Genomic DNA, 19,453 nt, shown 5'->3' on the forward strand with positions numbered 1-19,453 from the left:
TTTGGGTTTAGAAGCCGCTTGCGTTGATCACATCATTGAGTTTTGATTTGAATTCAAGCTCACTAAGGTTACTTAAGTTGTATAGCACCTCAGCTCCGGTCGCATTAATTTCGACGTCATGCTCTTCAATCTCTTCATCTTGACGACGAAACAGTAAAAGATGGTGAGCAATACGTGCCACATCAAGGTAACTGACTTCGTGAGAAGATGCGACTAAAGATTGATTTCCTGCTACTTCAAGGAAATCTGAGTCGAACCCCCAACTTCTTAACACAAGCTGACTGGTTTTTGAACATCGCGACTGAAAAATCTGTAGGGCGATGTCTTGATCGAGATAGTTGCCTTTCTCAAGATATAAATGATATTCGTGTACAAGACAAAACAAGCCAATATCCGCAAGTAGACCGACAAGTAAGGCTTTTTCTTGCTCTAAATGTTGATATCGGCTTGGTTCTAGCTGTTTAAATGCGTGAGTTACCATCACCATGGTTGCGCCAAGCTCTCGCGATATGGCGGCGCTATTAACCAATATTTTATTGCATTCTTTGCTTAAGTTTACAGAGTGCTTTAACTGCTCAATCGCTTGAGCTGTTACAATGTCGCGTACTCGTAGTATGCCTAAGCGTGATACAGCCGTGACTAAATCCGTACAGGTAATATTTCGACGATTAAAGACAACAGAGTTTGCTACGCGTACTACAATTGCAGTCAGTCCGGGATCTTCAAGTAGACAATCGGCGACATCTGAAATTTCAGTAGATTCTAATGTGCATAAGCGCTGTATTTTTAGAACAACATCCGGAATAGGAGGAAGTGAAATTTTTCCTGTGCTGAGTGAGTGTTCAACCAATTGAGAAAATTCACTTTCTAACCCTTGGATGAGCATTTGATGATGATCTGGAAGCCAGTAAAAAGATAGATGATTCATAAATTTGTGCTCAATCTGTACTGAAGGCATTTTACCGTCTGCTAACCCAAATAAGCAATCAATTCACCATCAATCGCATTAATTTGTTTTCTTGATGCATTAATCTTAATACGTTAATGGAAAGCGTATGTGTCAAAAAAATTTATTCATAAACACAATGATGTGATTTCTATCTCATAACTCTGCTGAGATATGTCTATTGATGTGATGTATGCCCAGACTTATTTTGTATCGTTAACTATGATAGTACCCATATTAAGCAAGCTAATACTAAACTACTACAAGCTTGTTACTAACTTACTCTTTTTATTCGCAAAAATACGCTGCTATCTGGTGATCACTATTAATCGGGGAACTTGATTAAGGATCAATGGATATGATTGAGCATGCATTTTTCAATTACGTTATTAAATTTGGCGCATTTCAAAAGCGTTCAATGTTTGGCGGTGTTGGGCTTTTCCAAAAAGAAGCGATGTATTCACTGATTAGTGAAGAGTCTGTTTTTATTCGTGGAGGTGAAGAGCTCGATGATGCACTTACAAAATTAGGCTGCGAAAAATACAAACACGTTAAAAAGCAGACCACAGCAACCGTTAATTATTATGATATTACTGAGCTTTTTGTGAGCAATCATGAGAGCCTAGATTCGATCATTGAACGTTCCATTCGCTATTCTGTTGAGCAACGTAGCTTTCAAAAATCCTCTGCAAGCCGTCGACTACGTGATTTACCAAACATGCAGTTAACGTTAGAGCGTATGGTTAAAAAAGCGGGCATCAATGATGTGGAAACGTTCATGCGCTTAGGTGCTCCTACGATATTTTCTAAAGTGAGAAAAACGTACGGTAGTGACGTCGATGTAAAACTACTGTGGAAGTTTGCTGGTGCGATCGAAGGTATTCATTGGAAATTGCTGCAAGAGCCTCGCAAGCGTCAATTATTAGAAAGCTGCTCATTACGCTAACAGTTTTGTAGCACTGTTATCAAATAAATAAAGATAGTTATCAAATAAAAAGCCGAGTCTTACGTCTCGGCTTTTTATTGTATTTAGCTTACATCTAGAACTTAAAACGAGTCGTAAACATCAGTTGATCGCCGTAAGCATCATTGATGCGAGCCTCGGCACCGAGAGAGAAAAGTTCTGTAGAATGAAAACGGGCATAAACAGACGCAATCCAGTCATCATTGTCATCGATAGAAACAAAGCCACCTTTGCCACCAACTTCCAACTGTGGTCCAAGCCATTGACGTACGCCAAGGTTTAATTCCATTCCTGTATCGGCGCTTTTATTATCGCGGGTATCTACGAGGCGTAATAGCATTTCACCCGTGAAGTCAGCCCAGTTGTTAATAGGAGCATGAAAGCCAAAACCTGCGGCTGCGTCAAAATCACCTTCAAACTCAGAGTCTATACGACCAATAACATGTGCATTTGGGTGAATTGATTTGCTCATCGCAGCACCAAAGGTGACTGGACTTGCTCCAATACGAGCTTCGATATAGTCGTAACTAAAATTGCTCATGACGGATGGGCTATTTCGGTCTATTTCTGCCAGTGTTTGGCCTGAGGCTAGCAGCAAAGCGGCTGCAATGATTGTTTTACGCATAGTCACTATAAACCTATATTTTTAGTTTATTTCCATGGTCAGTCGCGGAATGCCCGCGGTGACATTAAAGAATTTAGACATCATAGTGCATAGATTGACATTGTCGCCATTAAAAAGTGTCATTCTTTTGTTGTCTTCGCAAAAAATAAGCAAAGACAGTGCCATTTCTTCGTTAGGATATTTTATTCACCAAAACTGATGCGGTTTTGTGCGATCGCATTGAAGATTTTCTCGGCATCCAAGACTCTAGCCCAAGGCATTAAATCTGATTCGTTTTCAATCATATATTGTGTTAATTGATCTTTGATAACATCGCGAAGTTTGTTCCCATCCCAAGGTTTGGCTACATAAAAATGTAGGCTGGCATGATTCACCGCTTCTACGGTGTCTTCTAGCCCTGCTTGGCCTGTTAGTAGTACTTTGCGTGTATGTTGCGTCTCTTCATTGTGGCTTAATTCAATTAAGAAACTAATGCCTGTTTGTTCGGGCATAATGTGATCGCACAAAATTAAAGCCAGCTTGATATTTTGAGCTTGGTGATCGGCAATCACTTCTTTTGCCTCTGCAACAGATTCTGCGGCTTCTAAGATAAAAAACTCTTCAAATTCGTCGAGGTCTTGTATGACGCTGTCCAATACTTCACGTTCATCGTCCACGCATAAGATCAAAAATTTGTTCATGATATTCTCCTTAATCATCAGCACGACAAGTTATCGACTAACTGGCAGCCATACCGTCATTGTCGTGTATTTATCCTGTTCAGATTGAACATCGATCCAACCTTGATGCTGGTGGACTATTTGTTGGCAGACAGAAAGCCCAATACCGAGTCCAAAGTTACCTTCTTTTTTCGTCGTGTAATTTAATGTGAAGATACGCTCTTTCTGCTCGTACGGGATCCCACAACCATTATCCGTGAAACTGATGGTCACAAAAGATTGATTACCCTGTTTTGCTAATGTGGTTGCAATGTGCAGTACGCCATTGGCTGGGAAGGCATCAATAGCGTTGGAAATGAGGTTTGTCCATACTTGTTGTAATGCAATCGGCTGACAGGTAATCAAAGGTAAGTCGGCATACTCTTTCTCGACTTTGTGGCGCTTAAGACGATTTTCGAAAATAACCAGAGTGTCTTCAATACCTTCATGAATATTGACCTTGTGCAGCGCTTCATCATCAGGGCGAGCATACCCTTTAAGGCTTCGTACCATATCGGCGATGCGTTGTGCACAAACATTGATAGAACGAAGTGTACTACCAGTTAGGAAATAGTTTTCTAATTGTTCCAGTGTTTCTAACGTTTTTTCGGGATCGTGCTTAGCCGATTGTCGGAGCGCAAGATCATCATCTAGATTGAGTTTGACCAATTTTTTTGCGATCAAACGATGATGAATTTCATTTTCTATGGCTTTAGCGCGTGCCCGCTCTTCTGATGTAGAAGTAGGTTTGGCTGAAAGTGCATTCCTTAATAGTTGGCTGCCTTTATGTTGCAGATTTTTATGTTCAGTCTCTTGGACTAAGTGCTCAATCTTGTCTGACAATGTTTCGGTTCCACGTAAAATTGCGGCGACAGGATTGTTTAGTTCATGAGCGACGCCTGCAACAAGCTGACCGAGCATGGCCATTTTTTCCCGCTCGATTAATTGCTGATGAGCTGACTCAAGTGATTCGAGCGTTTTTTGTAGTTGCAATTTAGTGTTAATACTGCGTTGTAAGCGGCGGTTAAAATGGCGGAGCAGCAAGTTAGTAAATAGGGGTAATAGCCGAGTATCCGAATGCATGACTTTTGCAAACACATCTCGGTCTAGTTTAATCACATCGGTTTTAGTCAGGGTGACGGCAGTAGAAAAAGATTTCTCACCAGTCACAAAAGACATACCACCGACAATGTTGCCTTTTTTGTGGCGAACCACTTCTCTTTGTTGCCCTAAATCATCTTTTTTATACAGGGCCACTTCACCTTCAGTGATGAACCAAAGAAAGCGGTTCTCTTCTCCCTCTTTGGTAAGAAAGTGATTAGTGGAGTATGTACGGCAGGCGCGAGTTTCATCTTCATTTTCAAAAAATTGGTGTAAAGCACCAATTACTTGTTCAGCCAGTTCTGTATCAGAAAGCTTGTGGTAATCGGAGATAAAACCATCTCGATAACTGCGCATTTTATTATCGATGTGCGCGCGTAAGATGCGCTGTTGATCAAGTACGGTGCTGTAGTTGAGAATGTTGTCTTTATCGTGATCTAAGATGTAGGTGGTGAGCTCTTTTTGGACGGTTTTATAGAGCACGTTATTTTGTAGTGGCTTAGTGAGGCAGTGATCTAATCGGCCCTCATTGACGGCGGTGAGAATGGCTTGAATATCTTGTCCGCAGCTTATCAGCACTTTCCGCGCTGAACGCGTGTGGATTGATTTATCGAGTTGAGTCAAAAAATCCGCACCATCAAACTGCTCATGGTGACTGGCAATGACCAATGCAATCGTTTGTTGCTGTTCGTGCAAATATTCTAGGGCTTGCTCAGCTTCATCTATGGTGTCCGCTGTATGAAGATCAAATTTAGCGGCGAACGGAGCTAACTCAGCTCGCAACTGTTCTGTGCTGATTGGGTTATTGTCTAAACAAAGTAGTGCGTAATGGTTCACACAAGCCTCTACTGTCATCGCTGTTTTGACTACTGTAGCAAGTATTACGCAGTGGGTTTGAGAGCTAGGTTTTAGAATTTCTCATCACATCTTAGCAATACTCTGACCTAACTCCATGTTTTGGTTTTCAATTGTTTACGGTAGACTGGATAAAATCTTCAGGAATGGAACACTATGAAACAGTTAAAAATTATTGGTGCGGTTGGTGGTGCTATCGTCTTAGCGGCATGCTGGCCGTTGGCTGTCGGGCAAATCGGTGAAAAGGTGATCACTAACGGTATTGCAAATATCTCTTCAGGTTCAATCGAGGCGGACATTGTCAGTTATAAGCGCGGTTACCTTTCATCAACCGTGCAAACCCGCTATCAGATTGCAGATAAAACGCTCAAACAACAGTTTGTTGCCGATGGTTTACCGACCCAAGTTTTAGTCAATAGCGAGGTTAAGCATGGCCTGTTGAGTTTAACAGCAACATCCGTTATAGCTGATCAAGAAAATCTACCATTGACGATGACCAGTATCACGCAGTTGAATGGCAATACTCAATACACTGTGGCGCTAGACAGTTGGCACTACCAAAGTGAAGATGGCGAGATGACGTTTTCGACAACGCCCGCCACATTGAAAGGTGATATTTCGGTGCTAGGTGAAATCACTTATCAACTCAATGTTCCTTCTGTTGAGTTGGATTTTACCAGTGGTGAAAAAATGATGCTTTCACAGCTAACTGGTCAAGGTATAGGTAAACAAGATAAAGGCTTCTGGCTAGGACAACAGTCATTGGCGTTAGCAAAAATTAATCTTGTCGATGGCCTAGGTGAAAATACGCTGAGTATGGACAACATGCGTTATTCCTTTGATTCGGTATTAAAAGGAGAGCCTTCTCGTTTTGATAGTAATCACTTGATTGAGATGGATAAATTAACTTATAGCGAAGGCGAGGTGAAGGACCTCAATCTTGATTTTACCTTGGGTGATTTAGATGGTGACGCTTTTGAGAAGCTCTCAACGCTTTACCAAAACAGCCCAGAACTTTCTGATGAGGACATTCAGCAAGCACTACCTTATGTGCAATCATTATTCGAGAAAGGTTTTTATCTATCGATGAATAAAATGGCGCTAAAAGTTGGCCAAGGTGAGTTTGAATCAAACTGGAAGATAGCGGTTCCTGAAGGGACAAATAATGTGGTGCAAGATCCGAGTACCATTTTACCAGCCTTAACCGGCCACATTGATACCTTCATTTCTAACCAGCTGGTTGAAGATTTTCCTTTTATCCAGCAGGGTATTGATGAGCTTGTTGTGATGGAAATTATGCAGCAAACCGATCAAGGATATCGACTCCAAGCTGAACTGAAACAGGGCAACTTGGAATTTGAAAATGGCAATCAAATGCCGCTATTGACACTATTACTTCCGGCATTGATGCGATAGCGAACGGCGCTCAAGCAAACGATTTCGCGAGTTTTAGCAATCAGTAAGAGAAAAGAGCCGATAGAAGCTCTTTTCTCGCTTTTTATCCACATCAAAAAGTGGTATTAATCACATTAATTGTCGATAGCAGGAGCAAGGAACTCATGGAATCAAATCAAGCGGGCCCAGTCTATAATTTCAGCGCAGGCCCAGCAGCCTTACCTAAAGCCGTGATGGAAAAAGCGCAAGCCGAGTTTATTAACTGGAACGAGCTTGGCACGTCCGTTATGGAAATTAGTCATCGCAGTAAACCTTTTATTCGCGTTGCTCAAGAAGCGGAGCAAGATCTGCGAGATTTGCTTAATATCCCGAGTAATTACAAAGTATTATTTTGTCAGGGTGGAGCGCGCGCTCAGTTTGCGGCGGTGCCTTTAAACTTATTAGGCGATGCGACTAAAGCGACCTATATTGATGCGGGTTACTGGGCTGAAAGTGCGGTCAAAGAAGCGAAGAAATATTGTGAAATCGATGTTTTCAACGCCAAAGTGACCAAAGAGGGCAAAACAGCGGTATTACCAGCCAGCGAATGGAAAATCGATCCTGAGTCAGCTTACGTGCATTTTTGTCCGAATGAAACGATAGATGGTATTGAGATTAATGATTTGCCAGATACAGACAAACCGATTGTAGCTGATATGTCATCTACGATTTTGTCGCGCCAAATAGACGTCTCAAAGTACGGAGTCATTTATGCGGGAGCACAGAAAAACATTGGGCCAGCGGGGATCTGTATTGCGATTGTTCGTGATGATTTGCTTGATTTAGCCAGTGATGTGCTGCCGACTATCTTGAATTATAAAGTGCAAGCTGAACAAGATTCTATGTTCAACACGCCACCTACGTTTGCGTGGTATTTGTCGGGTCTCGTGTTCAAGTGGCTAAAAGGGCAGGGTGGTGTCGCGGCGATTGAGAAAATCAACCGCGAGAAAGCAGCGCTGCTTTATAACGCAATTGATGAGTCACCTTTCTATCGCAATAGCATTCACCCAGACAACCGTTCACTGATGAATGTGCCTTTCCAATTAGTGAAACCAGAGTTGGATAGTACGTTTTTAGAGTTGGCTGAAGCGCGTGGTTTAGTCTCGCTACAAGGTCACCGAGTCGCGGGTGGTATGCGAGCCTCGATTTACAATGCGATGACACTGGAAGGCGTTCAAGCCTTAGTTGATTTTATGCAAGAGTTTGAACAGCAGTACGCCTAACGTTTTTTATGGTATCAAAAACGATATAACATAAAATACGACCTTAAAAAACAAAGCCCACTAAGTGGGCTTTGTCATTAATCGGCTAGATTGAAGAGCATTACAATTTGTCGGTTAACTCAATTGCTTGGCCAATGTAGTTGGCTGGTGTCATCTCTTTCAAGCGTGCTTTTTCAGCTTCAGGTAGCGCAAGACTATCAATAAAGTGGCGCATTGCTTCACCATCGACTCGCTTGCCGCGCGTGAGTTCTTTCAATTTTTCGTACGGTTTTTCGATGCCGTAGCGGCGCATAACCGTTTGCACTGGTTCAGCAAGGACTTCCCAGTTTTTATCGAGCTCAGCAAGCAGCGCATCACGGTTCACTTCCAGTTTACTGATCCCTTTTAGCGTTGAAGTGTAGGCGATGATCGCATAACCAACACCCACACCAAGGTTACGCAGCACGGTTGAATCTGTTAAGTCACGTTGCCAGCGAGAGATAGGCAGCTTTTGTGCTAGGTGATTGAACACGGCATTAGCAAGGCCTAGGTTGCCTTCTGAGTTTTCAAAATCGATCGGGTTGACTTTATGTGGCATTGTCGATGAACCAATTTCACCCGCAATGGTTCTTTGTCTGAAGTGGCCCAAAGCGATATAGCCCCAAATGTCACGATCGAAGTCGATCAGAATAGTATTGAAGCGGGCAACGGCATCAAATAGCTCTGCGATGTAATCATGTGGCTCAATTTGTGTGGTATAAGGGTTCCACGCCACACCTAGCGATTCAGTGATAAACTCTTCGCTAAAGGTATGCCAGTCGAGTTCTGGATAGGCTGAAAGGTGAGCGTTGTAGTTACCTACTGCGCCGTTTACTTTTGCGAGAATCTCGATATTGGCAATCTGCTTATATTGGCGTTCCATACGGTACGCTACGTTAGCCATCTCTTTACCCATAGTACTTGGTGATGCTGGCTGTCCGTGGGTACGAGACAATAACGGAATATCGCGATACTCTTCTGCTAAGTGACGAATCGCATCAATAATGTTGCGCATTTCAGGAAGAAGCACGGTATCGCGCGCTTCTTTGAGCATTAGCGCGTGAGATGTGTTGTTGATGTCTTCTGAAGTACAAGCAAAGTGAATGAATTCATTAACGGCGTGCAGCTCAGGAACACCCGCTACTTTTTCTTTTAAGAAATACTCTACAGCCTTAACATCATGGTTCGTTGTGCGTTCAATTTCTTTAATACGAGCGGCATCTTCTTCGCTAAAATTGTCTGCTATCGCATTAAGAAATTGATTGGCTTCATCACTGAATGCTGGAACTTCGGCAATTCCAGCAGTGGCTGAAAGCTTCTGTAACCAACGAATTTCAACAATGGTCCGATACTTGAGGAGACCAAACTCACTAAAGATACTGCGTAACGCAATCGTTTTACTTCCGTAGCGGCCGTCTACCGGTGAAACAGCAGTCAAGGCTGACAGTTCCATGTTTTTCTCCTGAATTTTGAGGTTAAGTGTGAGAGTGAATTCTTTGCGTCAATATTAGACTCGAGCTAATAAAATCTGAGCTTGTTCGATCATTTTCTTACGACCGAAGATCAGATGGCGACGCTTTCCTCCAACCTGACGCCACAAGACAGCGCAACGAATTCCTGAAAGGAGTAAGGCGCGCACTTTGTGCTGGGTTGAAGTTTGTTGAAGTATGGTAGGGGTTCCAGTGACTTGGATTCTCGGGCCAATAGGGCTGATAACATCCAAGTAGATACTGGCAAGGTTGCTGATCATCTGATCATCAAGCAAGTCAAAATGGTTGACTTGACGTTCAATCGTTTGAATACGATCGCCCAGCTGTGACATCGCATCACGACGAGCGCTTAATTTACGCTCTAATGCCATCAGGCTAATGATATAGCGAGTGATTTCACTCCCTGATGGCGTGCTATCAATACCTTTCACCAAACATTCGAGGCCAATTTTTAAGTTGGCCTCAGAGCCGAAGACATCAAGTGTATTGTTTGGATTAGTACTTAAGATAGCCGTTAGAGAAGTTTCAAACGCGTCTGAATCACAGTGACCATTTTTTGCTACGTGTTGCACTAAAGCGACAGCTTGGCAGATACCCGCAAAAGCGATGGTACGGTCATAAAGGGTGTTAGCCACGTTTATTACTCCTAAGTTGTTTAAATTCGCTGCTCAATAATTCCACCGCCAAGACACACATCGCCTTGATAGAAAACCGCGGATTGACCAGGCGTGACGGCCACTTGTGGCTCATCAAAAATGACTTTAATGTTTTCATCATCAATAGGGATGATGGTACACGCTATATCCGTTTGACGGTAACGTGTTTTTACCGTGCAGCTTAGCGTTGCTTGGATTGGTGTACGATCAACCCAGTGTAATTGGGAAGCGATCAAGCCATGAGATTTCAATAATGGGTGATCAGCGCCTTGGACTGCAATCAAAACGTTACGTTTAAGATCTTTATCAGCGACATACCATGGGTCTTCGTTACCGCCACCGCCTTTTTGGCCACCAATGTGTAACCCTTTGCGTTGACCTAAAGTGTGGTACATCAGGCCTTGATGTTCACCAATAACGAGACCTTCTGGTGTTTCAATTTTACCCGGTTGTGCTGGTAAATAGCGAGACAAGAAGTCGGTAAATTTGCGCTCGCCGATGAAACAGATACCAGTTGAATCTTTTTTCTTCGCCGTCACCAAACCTTGTTCTTCCGCAATGCGTCGAACTTCGGGTTTTTCTAAATCACCGACAGGAAATAAGCTACGAGCCACTTGTTCATGGCTTAATGTATAGAGGAAGTAGCTTTGGTCTTTGTTGTTGTCCAAGCCGCGCAGCATTTTTGGTTTGTCATTACCTTCAGGGAAGGTGCGTCGAACATAGTGGCCCATGGCGATATAATCGGCATCTAGCACTTCATCTGCAAACTCTAAAAAGGCTTTAAACTTGATTTCTTTGTTACAAAGAATGTCTGGGTTGGGAGTTCGCCCTGCTTTATATTCCTCAAGGAAATATTCAAATACGTTGTCCCAATATTCGGCGGCAAAATTAATGGTATGAAGAGGGATGTCTAACTTATCGCACACGGCTTGTGCATCGGCTAAATCTTCCGCCGCTGTACAATATTCCTCGTTATCATCTTCTTCCCAGTTCTTCATGAACAGGCCTTCGACTTGATAACCTTGCTCTTTGAGAAGATACGCCGAAACGGAGGAGTCAACACCACCGGACATGCCGACGATGACTTTCTTTTGGCTGTTTGCGCTGCGGTTGTCTGACATTACTTAATACCACTCAATTGACTTGGTCGCAGATTCTAGCAGAAAGATTTTCGTCGCGACAGATCCGAGACAGCAATCACACTTCTATCTGGTTTAATTGGCGTCGTATCTGTCAATGTCAGCAGAAATTAGTTTTAGAATTCTACAATGGCTTATGGCATAGTGCGTGCCATTTTAAAGCGTAACAAAAGGCCACAAAATGCAAGATGACAATCAGATTATGGATGACGCGTTCCTCATTGAAACAGTAGAGAATCAACTCGCGGACGGAAATCCGTTAAAGGTCAAAGAAACCTTGATGCGCTTGATGATGACAGGTCACTCAAGGGAGGATGCCGTTGCCTCTATTGCTTGTGCGCTTGCAATTGAGATTTTTGATGTGATGAAAAACGAAGGGCAATTTGACCTAAAACGCTATTCAGAGCATTTAGATAGGTTACCTGATCTCAGCTTTATGGAAGGTGAATAAAAATAATCAAGAGCAAACGTTTGCTATAATTGCCTTAGTTGCCGCGCTAATGGGTGCGCGGTAGAATCGCGCATCTTTTTCTCCTCTACTCAGACTGACGTTATGAAATTTCCTGGCCAACGCAAATCAAAGCATTACTTTCCTGTTCATGCACGTGACCCACTTGTTATCCAAGCACAAGAAAATAAAAAAATGTCACGTACACATATTATTGGTATTGACCAGACCTTGGTGGATATAGAAGCGAAAGTAAATACTGACCTCATCGAAAAATATGAGCTTAGTAAAGGCCATTCGTTAGTGATTGACGATCAGAAGGCCGAAGCGTTGTACACTGAGCTCAAACAAAATGGTCTGATTACTAACGAATATGCTGGGGGAACGATTGGCAACACATTACACAATTATTCGGTGCTGGCAGATGATCGCTCAACGTTGTTAGGTGTGATGAGTCAAGATATAAAAATTGGTAGCTACGGTTATCGTTATTTATGTAATACATCAAGTCGGATGGATCTGAATTATTTACAAGCGGTCGATGGAGCGATTGGGCGCTGCTTTGCCTTGATCACAGAGGATGGAGAAAGAACCTTTGCTATTAGTGAAGGGCAAATGAACCAACTTCGCGCAGAAAGTGTTCCAGAAAAAATATTTAAAAGTGCTTCAGCCTTAGTATTGACTGCTTATTTAATTCGCTGCAAAACTGGTGATCCAATGCCAGAGGCAACAATGAGAGCGATTGAATATGCTAAGAAATATGATGTACCTGTTGTTTTAACCTTAGGTACTAAATTTGTTATTCAAGATGACCCTCAATTTTGGCAAAATTTTTTGCGTGATCATGTCACTGTTGTTGCCATGAATGAAGATGAAGCCGAAGCATTAACCGGGGAAAGTGATCCTCTTGCAGCGTCAAATAAAGCTTTAGATTGGGTCGATCTTGTATTATGCACCGCAGGACCAGTCGGTTTATTTATGGCAGGATATACTGAAGATGCAGCGAAACGTGAAACATCGTTGCCACTATTACCTGGTTCTATTGCTGAATTCAATCGTTATGAATTTAGTCGCCCAGCATCAAAAATAAGTTGTGAAAATCCGATACGTGTTTATTCTCATATTTCACCGTATATGGGTGGGCCTGAGAAAATTAAAAATACTAATGGTGCGGGAGATGCGGCGTTGTCGGCATTGCTGCATGATATGGCAGCCAATAAATATCATAAAGAGAACGTCCCTAATTCGAGCAAGCATCAGAATAACTTTTTAACCTATTCATCCTTCTCGCAAGTTTGCAAATATTCCAACCGTGCCAGTTATGAGGTGCTAGCCCAGCATTCACCTCGTCTGTCACGTGGTTTACCTGAACGTGAAGACAGCTTAGAAGAAGCGTATTGGGAAAGATAAAAGATTAAAATAATAAAAAGGCTCCGTTAGGAGCCTTTTTATTTGCTAAAGAGTTATTAAATCTCGAATTCTTCTAGAGATTTACCTGCATCAAGTTGCTCTTGAATTGCAGAAGGTGTGCGACCTTGACCTGTCCATGTTTTTTCTTGGCCATTGGCATCAAGATATTTGTATTTTGCTGGACGAGGTGCGCGTTTGCCTTGAACTTTAACTTTGTTCTTAGTTTCACCAGAAAGTGCAGAAATTAATGCGCTTACATCAATACCGTCTTTGGCAATCTGTTCTGCAATCGCAGCCAGCTTCGCTTCTTGTTCTGCGCGAGCAGAGCGTTCTTCTTCTTCCGCTTCTCTGCGTTCTTGAACAACGATCGTTAATTTATCTAGTGCTTCTTCAAGCTGCTCTAGAGTGAGTTCACGGGAAAAAGCGCGTAGGCTACGAATATTAAGTAGAGTTTTTGTTAATTCAGACATGACTATTCCTATTTGATTTAATTTAGTCGACACAGCAATAATAAACTGCTGAATTGGTACTTACAATATTAGATTCAAATATTAATGAAAATTTTATAGATAAATAAAAATCAAAAAAATATGAACTTGTTAATGATGAGCTAATTTCATACATAAGTAGTAGTATCAAGAAGATCATCAATGATTTTTAGATAGACTTATAATTAATGTTTTTTATTATAATCTTCGTGATATTCATTGCACCACATTATGAAAGAAGTCTCAATGTTTCTTAATGAATGTGACCAATAATTGATGTACTTTGATGACATGATCGGTTGCAATGCATTCGTTGTTAAGTACAATGTCATTTACCTAAAGCGAAGTAAGACATTTATCATTGTTAAAATGACTTAATAACGGTGATTTATTGTACTTTCTTTGACGTAGAGGTGCGGTAGAAAATAGTAACTTCTGTTGGGGTAATGCCAATGAACAAAAGTGAAAGGTTTTATCGCCGAAGTAAGTATGCACATTAAAGCAGCTTGCTGGGGTTGTATTCGAATAGGAACAACACTGCCATAGTCTATTCTTTTTTTAAACTATGGAGCGCTACTGTAGGGTTGGGTGAAGTGTTCGCTTCCCTTTCGCTTAGTTCAACATGAATTACATGGTTACCTTAGCCTGTAATTTGTCTGCAGTAGATCTCTAACCATTTACTTACTGGTTTTTGAAGATCATGAATTTAATCGATTTTGCATCATCTCCTCTGTCGCTGTTACCGCCTCTGGTAGCATTAAGTTTGGCTGTTCTTACACGCAGAGTACTTGTTTCATTAGGTGTCGGTATTGTATTAGGCGCGGTATTACTCGCGGATTATTCTTTTGGTAGTGCATTCAGTTATGTTGCTACTAAGGTATCAAGCGTCTTTGTTGCTGATGGCGGCATTAATACTTGGAATATGAGTATCGTCGGATTTTTGCTTTTATTAGGTATGATGACCGCGCTATTAACTTTGTCTGGCGGTACTCGTGCTTTTGCCGAATGGGCACAAGTCCGCGTAAAAAGTAAACGTGGCTCAAAACTGCTGGCGGCATTTTTGGGTGTGTTTATTTTCGTTGATGATTATTTTAACAGTTTAGCCGTAGGTTCTATTTCTCGTCCTGTGACTGACCGCTTTTATGTATCTCGCGCTAAACTTGCCTATATCCTTGATTCAACTGCAGCACCAATGTGCGTTGTGATGCCAGCTTCTAGCTGGGGCGCGTACATTATGACGATTATTGGCGGTATTCTCGTTTCTCACGGGATTACCGAATATTCGGCATTGGGCGCGTACATGCGTTTAGTACCAATGAATTTTTATGCCATTTTTGCATTACTGATGGTGTTTGCGGTGGTGTGGTTCCAATTAGATATTGGTCAAATGCGCCAGCATGAAATTAATGCCTCCCAAGGCCGTGGATTTGACGACGCAAATGAAAACGATAGCCAAGACGCACATGAGTTAAATGAAGAGCTTGATATCAAAGAGAGCGAACATGGCAAAGTGTTGGATCTGGTTCTGCCTATCGTATTACTCATCATTGCAACGGTTTCAGCCATGTTATTTACGGGTGGTCAATCTTTAGCCGCAGACGGTAAAGCATTTGATCTACTGGGTGCGTTTGAAAACACCAATGTCGGCGCTTCATTGATTTACGGCGGGCTAGTTGGCTTGGCGATGGCTCTGTTTACTGTATTTAAGCAAAAGCTGCCAATGAATGACATCAGTAATACATTGTGGATCGGTGCTAAATCGATGTTTGGTGCGATTTTGATCCTGATTTTTGCGTGGACAATTGGCTCTGTTATTGGGGACATGAAAACCGGTGCGTACATGTCATCTTTGGTTCAAGGTAATATTGATCCGCATTGGCTACCGGTCATCTTATTCTTACTATCGGGCGTGATGGCGTTTTCAACCGGCACTTCTTGGGGAACGTTTGGCATCATGTTGCCCATTGCTGGAGATATGGCTGCGGCGACCGATATCGCTCTAATACTCCCTATGCTGAGCGCGGTGCTCGCTGGTTCCGTTTTTGGTGACCACTGTTCTCCTATTTCTGACACCACCATTTTATCGTCGACAGGCGCGCGTTGTAACCATATCGATCACGTTGCGACACAATTGCCGTATGCACTGGCTACGGCCTTGGTTTCGAGTGTCGGTTTTGTTGTTTTAGGCATGACAGCGTCAGTGCTGATCTCGTTGGCTTGTGCTTCTGTTGCATTTATCATTGTGTGCATGATTATGACCGCTATGGCGAAATCAAAAATGACACATTGCGAGACGTTGTAGCCGTATTTTGGTTAAATAGAGTTGATAAAAGGGAAACGAAAGTTTCCCTTTTTTATTACTGGTGCACGACGGCGAAAAAAGATTTTAAAAAAGCCAAATTTTTAGTTGAAAAAGAACATCAGCTTGGTTAGTGTGGAGTCAAGACAGCAAACCAATAAGAGCTGATAAGTATGCGTAATTTTGTAATGAACATTCATCATCACCATCACCCTAAATAATCTTTCGGGGAGATGTACGCATACCCGGGAGGCAGGAAACTCCCGGTGGTTAAGTCAAAGCATTTAGATTAAAACCCTCGGGAGAACGCAAATCTCCCGAGGGTTTTTTCATTTTGCTTTAACTCAATTCCAAATACATTCAATACATTGCACAGGGAAATTGTCATGCAAACACAACGCCTAAGAATTGCCATCCAGAAGAAAGGCCGCTTGAGCTCAGAGTGCCAAGACTTACTTAAAAAATGCGGCGTGAAATTCAATATAATGGGTGAGCGTCTTGTCGTTCACTCTCTCAATATGCCGATCGACCTACTGCTAGTGCGTGATGACGACATACCCGGGCTGGTGATGGACGGTGTGGTTGATCTCGGTTTCATTGGTGAGAATGAACTGGAAGAGGTGCGTTTAGAACGCTTGTCGCAAAATAAGAAAAGTGAGTTTGTTTCACTGCGCCGTCTTGATTTTGGTGGTTGCCGCTTATCCATCGCGATCAATAAAGATCAGCAATACAACGGTCCTCAAGATTTGGCGGGTAAACGCATCGCCACAACTTATCCGCAGCTACTCAAAGCGTACATGGATGAAAAGGGCATTGATTTTAGCACTTGTGTGCTCACAGGTTCTGTTGAGGTTGCGCCACGAGCTGGCTTAGCTGATGCGATTGCTGACCTTGTTTCTACCGGCGCAACATTAGAAGCGAATGGCCTCAAAGAGGCTGAAGTTATCTTCCAATCCAAAGCAACACTCATTCAGCGTCAAGGTGAATTCAGTGAAGATAAGCAAGCATTGATTGCTCGTTTATTGACGCGTATGCAAGGCGTGATTCAAGCCAAAGAGTCCAAATACATCATGCTGCATGCCCCGGTTGATCAATTAGAAGCGATTAAAGACTTACTTCCGGGAGCGGAAGACCCAACAGTGCTGCCTTTATCGGCGGAGAAAAATCGTGTTGCAGTACATGTGGTCAGTACCGAGAACCTATTTTGGGAAACCATGGAGCGCCTAAAAGCATTAGGGGCGAGTTCTATTTTGGTTTTACCTATCGATAAAATGATGGAGTAACGGCGATGAGAACTGTCGTTTGGCAATCGTTGAGTGAAACTCAGCAAGATTCAATTTTAGAACGCCCGGCCATTACTGAAGGAGCCAATGTCACTGCTGCCGTGAGCGCCGTGATTGCGCAGGTGAAAGCGCAAGGTGACCAAGCTTTAATTGAGTTAACTGAAAAATTTGACCGCGTGAAACTGGATTCAATTCGCGTTTCAAGTGGTGAGATTGATGCGGCGTGCGAGCGTCTTTCTGACAAGATGAAACAAGCGCTTCAACAAGCTTATGAGAACATTACTAAGTTCCATAAAGCACAAAAGCTGCAACCGATCAAAGTGGAAACGCAGCCGGGAGTGGTGTGTGAACAAGTCACGCGTCCAATTAATACGGTGGGCTTGTACATTCCCGGAGGCAGTGCGCCTTTACCTTCTACCGTATTAATGTTGGGTGTTCCTGCACAAATTGCAGGGTGTCGTAAAGTGGTGCTCTGCTCACCGCCACCGATTGCGGACGAAATCCTCTACGTGGCCAAGCTGTGTAACATTGATGAGGTGTACAACATTGGTGGTGGTCAAGCGATTGCAGCAATGGCTTATGGGACTAAATCCGTTGCTAAAGTAGACAAAATCTTCGGCCCCGGTAATGCCTACGTGACAGAAGCAAAACGTCAAGTGAGCAATGATTTTCGCGGTGCAGCGATTGATATGCCAGCGGGTCCTTCGGAAGTGTTGGTGATTGCTGATGATACGGCTGATGCCGATTTTATCGCGGCAGATCTGCTTAGCCAAGCTGAGCACGGACCTGATTCACAAGTTGTGTTAGTGACCCCTTCAGCGGTGATTGCCGATCAAGTAACAGATGCAGTGCAAAAGCAGCTAAAAAGCTTATCTCGCGCCGCCATTGCAGAAAAAGCCTTGGCTTCTAGTTTGATTATCATCGCTGAGTCTTTGACCCAAGCGGTTTCTATCTCGAACTACTACGGTCCTGAGCACTTAATTGTGCAAACGCGGAACCCTCGTGAGCTGTTGCCGTTACTTGATAACGCTGGCTCAATTTTCTTAGGTGAGTGGTCACCAGAATCAGCCGGTGACTACGCTTCGGGTACCAACCACGTTTTGCCAACATACGGTTACACGCGTACTTATTCTAGCCTTGGTTTAGCTGATTTTAGTAAGCGCATGACGGTGCAAGAACTCAGCGCAGAGGGCTTACAAGGGTTAGCGCCAACAGTGGTCACAATGGCAGAAGCTGAAGGATTGGATGCACACAAACGTGCGGTCACCATTCGAGTCGAAAAATTGCAAAAGGCGAAAAAATAATGGAAAAACTGGCTCGTAAGCAAATTCAAGCACTGAAACCTTACTTATCGGCTCGCCGTATTGGCGGCAGTGGTGATGTGTGGCTCAATGCCAACGAATCGCCATTCAATAATGAGTACAAAACCGATTTTGTGCGTTTGAACCGTTACAGTGATTGCCAACCCAAAGCTATGATCGATGCGTATGCGGCTTATGCCAAGGTACAGCCAGAGCAGGTGTTGACCTCACGTGGTGCCGATGAAGGGATTGAACTTTTGATCCGCGCATTTTGTGAGCCCAATCAAGACGCTATTTTATACTGTCCGCCGACTTATGGTATGTACGCGATTAGCGCTGAAACGTTCGGTGTCGAGCGTAAAGTTGTGCCATTAACAGCGGATTGGCAGCTCGACCTGTCAGCCATTCGTGCCAATTTGGACTGCGTGAAGTTGATCTTCGTTTGTAGTCCTAATAATCCAACCGGCAATTTGGTTAAGCGCCAAGATATTATTGCTTTGCTGGAAATGACTAAAGACCGCGCTATTGTTGTGATGGATGAAGCCTACATTGATTTCTGTCCAGAAGCCTCAACCGTTGATTTATTAGCGCAATACCCGAATTTGGCGATTTTACGCACCTTATCCAAAGCGTTTGCGCTTGCAGGTTTGCGCTGCGGTTTTACCTTGGCCAATAAAGAGCTGATTGATGTGCTGCAGAAGGTAATTGCACCTTATCCCGTGCCAATTCCGGTAGCAGATATTGCCGTGCAAGCGTTATCGGAAGCTGGGCTTGCTCGTACCAAATTCCAAGTGTTGGATCTCAATGCAAACCGTGCTTACTTACAAGCAGGGTTGTATATGGTGCCCAATTTAACTGTGTTTGAAGGATGGGGAAACTACCTATTAGTGAAATTTCCCGATGGTGATGCGCTGTTTAAAGCCGCTTGGGATCACGGCATTATTTTACGCAATTCTCCGATTGAAAATTGCGTGAGGATCAGTATCGGTAATCGTGAAGAGTGTGAAAAAACACTCGCTTTTATTCGCAATTATTATCAGTAATCGAGCACCATAAATAGCCCAAAATGAATAAG

General features: G+C 43.0%; 17 protein-coding genes, 1 riboswitch and 1 other annotated feature. Of the genes, 9 read left to right on the forward strand and 8 right to left on the reverse strand.

Going from position 1 to position 19,453, the window contains the following annotated elements; genetic code table 11:
• Positions 1-7: 7 nt before the first annotated feature.
• Positions 8-928 carry an HDOD domain-containing protein gene (locus AACR75_RS15290; RefSeq protein WP_026028826.1) on the reverse strand — a complete coding sequence of 307 codons (921 nt, stop codon included), beginning with the start codon at positions 926-928 and terminating at the stop codon, positions 8-10.
• Positions 929-1,298: 370 nt separating this feature from the next.
• Here AACR75_RS15290 and AACR75_RS15295 point away from each other — a divergent pair, with 370 nt between their 5' ends.
• Positions 1,299-1,892: a TfoX/Sxy family DNA transformation protein gene (locus AACR75_RS15295; RefSeq protein WP_017049891.1), complete on the forward strand. Its 594-nt coding sequence runs from the start codon at positions 1,299-1,301 to the stop codon at positions 1,890-1,892.
• A 94-nt stretch (positions 1,893-1,986) separates the two neighbouring features.
• Here AACR75_RS15295 and AACR75_RS15300 read toward each other — a convergent pair whose 3' ends face one another.
• The 3 genes from AACR75_RS15300 to AACR75_RS15310 form a co-directional block, all read right to left on the reverse strand.
• The gene (locus AACR75_RS15300) at positions 1,987-2,535 is read right to left on the reverse strand and encodes a hypothetical protein (RefSeq protein WP_026028575.1); all 549 of its coding nucleotides are present in this window, start codon (positions 2,533-2,535) and stop codon (positions 1,987-1,989) included.
• Positions 2,536-2,717: 182 nt separating this feature from the next.
• Entirely contained in the window at positions 2,718-3,215 is a 498-nt protein-coding gene (locus tag AACR75_RS15305) for a response regulator (RefSeq protein ID WP_026027604.1), read from the reverse strand.
• 30 nt (positions 3,216-3,245) lie between these two features.
• Positions 3,246-5,171: an ATP-binding protein gene (locus AACR75_RS15310; RefSeq protein WP_026027605.1), complete on the reverse strand. Its 1,926-nt coding sequence runs from the start codon at positions 5,169-5,171 to the stop codon at positions 3,246-3,248.
• Positions 5,172-5,345: 174 nt separating this feature from the next.
• Here AACR75_RS15310 and AACR75_RS15315 point away from each other — a divergent pair, with 174 nt between their 5' ends.
• Positions 5,346-6,605 carry a DUF945 family protein gene (locus tag AACR75_RS15315; RefSeq protein ID WP_017047739.1) on the forward strand — a complete coding sequence of 420 codons (1,260 nt, stop codon included), beginning with the start codon at positions 5,346-5,348 and terminating at the stop codon, positions 6,603-6,605.
• A 143-nt stretch (positions 6,606-6,748) separates the two neighbouring features.
• Entirely contained in the window at positions 6,749-7,846 is a 1,098-nt protein-coding gene (gene serC / locus AACR75_RS15320) for a 3-phosphoserine/phosphohydroxythreonine transaminase (RefSeq protein WP_047690862.1), read from the forward strand.
• Between the two features lie 100 nt (positions 7,847-7,946).
• On the opposite strand, the gene purB is transcribed toward serC, so the two are convergent.
• Genes purB through mnmA form a run of 3 tightly spaced genes read right to left on the reverse strand, consistent with a single transcriptional unit; the run spans position 7,947 to position 11,131 of the window.
• A complete protein-coding gene (gene purB, locus AACR75_RS15325) occupies positions 7,947-9,317 on the reverse strand; it encodes an adenylosuccinate lyase (RefSeq protein WP_019281972.1) in 1,371 nt (456 codons plus the stop codon).
• A gap of 54 nt (positions 9,318-9,371) precedes the next feature.
• Entirely contained in the window at positions 9,372-9,989 is a 618-nt protein-coding gene (gene hflD / locus AACR75_RS15330; RefSeq protein ID WP_013857105.1) for a high frequency lysogenization protein HflD, read from the reverse strand.
• A gap of 20 nt (positions 9,990-10,009) precedes the next feature.
• A complete protein-coding gene (gene mnmA / locus AACR75_RS15335) occupies positions 10,010-11,131 on the reverse strand; it encodes a tRNA 2-thiouridine(34) synthase MnmA (RefSeq protein WP_017043901.1) in 1,122 nt (373 codons plus the stop codon).
• A gap of 199 nt (positions 11,132-11,330) precedes the next feature.
• Here mnmA and AACR75_RS15340 point away from each other — a divergent pair, with 199 nt between their 5' ends.
• Both AACR75_RS15340 and AACR75_RS15345 read left to right on the forward strand, forming a co-directional pair.
• A complete protein-coding gene (locus tag AACR75_RS15340) occupies positions 11,331-11,600 on the forward strand; it encodes a hypothetical protein (RefSeq protein ID WP_013857103.1) in 270 nt (89 codons plus the stop codon).
• A gap of 102 nt (positions 11,601-11,702) precedes the next feature.
• Positions 11,703-13,007, forward strand: coding sequence for an inosine/guanosine kinase (locus AACR75_RS15345; RefSeq protein ID WP_013857102.1), 1,305 nt, complete (start codon positions 11,703-11,705; stop codon positions 13,005-13,007).
• 56 nt (positions 13,008-13,063) lie between these two features.
• Here AACR75_RS15345 and AACR75_RS15350 read toward each other — a convergent pair whose 3' ends face one another.
• The gene (locus tag AACR75_RS15350) at positions 13,064-13,477 is read right to left on the reverse strand and encodes an H-NS histone family protein (RefSeq protein WP_017043902.1); all 414 of its coding nucleotides are present in this window, start codon (positions 13,475-13,477) and stop codon (positions 13,064-13,066) included.
• Positions 13,478-13,895: 418 nt separating this feature from the next.
• A riboswitch (Lysine riboswitch) is annotated at positions 13,896-14,079 on the forward strand.
• Between the two features lie 116 nt (positions 14,080-14,195).
• Between AACR75_RS15350 and AACR75_RS15355 the strand changes: the two genes are divergently transcribed.
• The 4 genes from AACR75_RS15355 (at position 14,196) to hisC (ending at position 19,421) form a co-directional block, all read left to right on the forward strand.
• A complete protein-coding gene (locus AACR75_RS15355) occupies positions 14,196-15,797 on the forward strand; it encodes a Na+/H+ antiporter NhaC family protein (RefSeq protein WP_047690865.1) in 1,602 nt (533 codons plus the stop codon).
• Positions 15,798-15,990: 193 nt separating this feature from the next.
• Positions 15,991-16,127 (forward strand) — a sequence feature (His leader region).
• Positions 16,128-16,180: 53 nt separating this feature from the next.
• Complete coding sequence (gene hisG / locus AACR75_RS15360; RefSeq protein WP_026027608.1) at positions 16,181-17,077, forward strand: ATP phosphoribosyltransferase; 897 nt, start codon at positions 16,181-16,183, stop codon at positions 17,075-17,077.
• A gap of 5 nt (positions 17,078-17,082) precedes the next feature.
• Complete coding sequence (hisD, locus tag AACR75_RS15365; protein WP_047690868.1) at positions 17,083-18,381, forward strand: histidinol dehydrogenase; 1,299 nt, start codon at positions 17,083-17,085, stop codon at positions 18,379-18,381.
• Positions 18,381-19,421 carry a histidinol-phosphate transaminase gene (hisC, locus tag AACR75_RS15370; protein WP_047690870.1) on the forward strand — a complete coding sequence of 347 codons (1,041 nt, stop codon included), beginning with the start codon at positions 18,381-18,383 and terminating at the stop codon, positions 19,419-19,421. The genes hisD and hisC overlap by 1 nt, the downstream gene beginning before the upstream one ends.
• Positions 19,422-19,453 lie beyond the last annotated feature (32 nt).

The sequence above is a fragment of the Vibrio sp. ZOR0018 genome, assembly GCF_963865925.1.
Classification (GTDB): domain Bacteria; phylum Pseudomonadota; class Gammaproteobacteria; order Enterobacterales; family Vibrionaceae; genus Vibrio; species Vibrio anguillarum.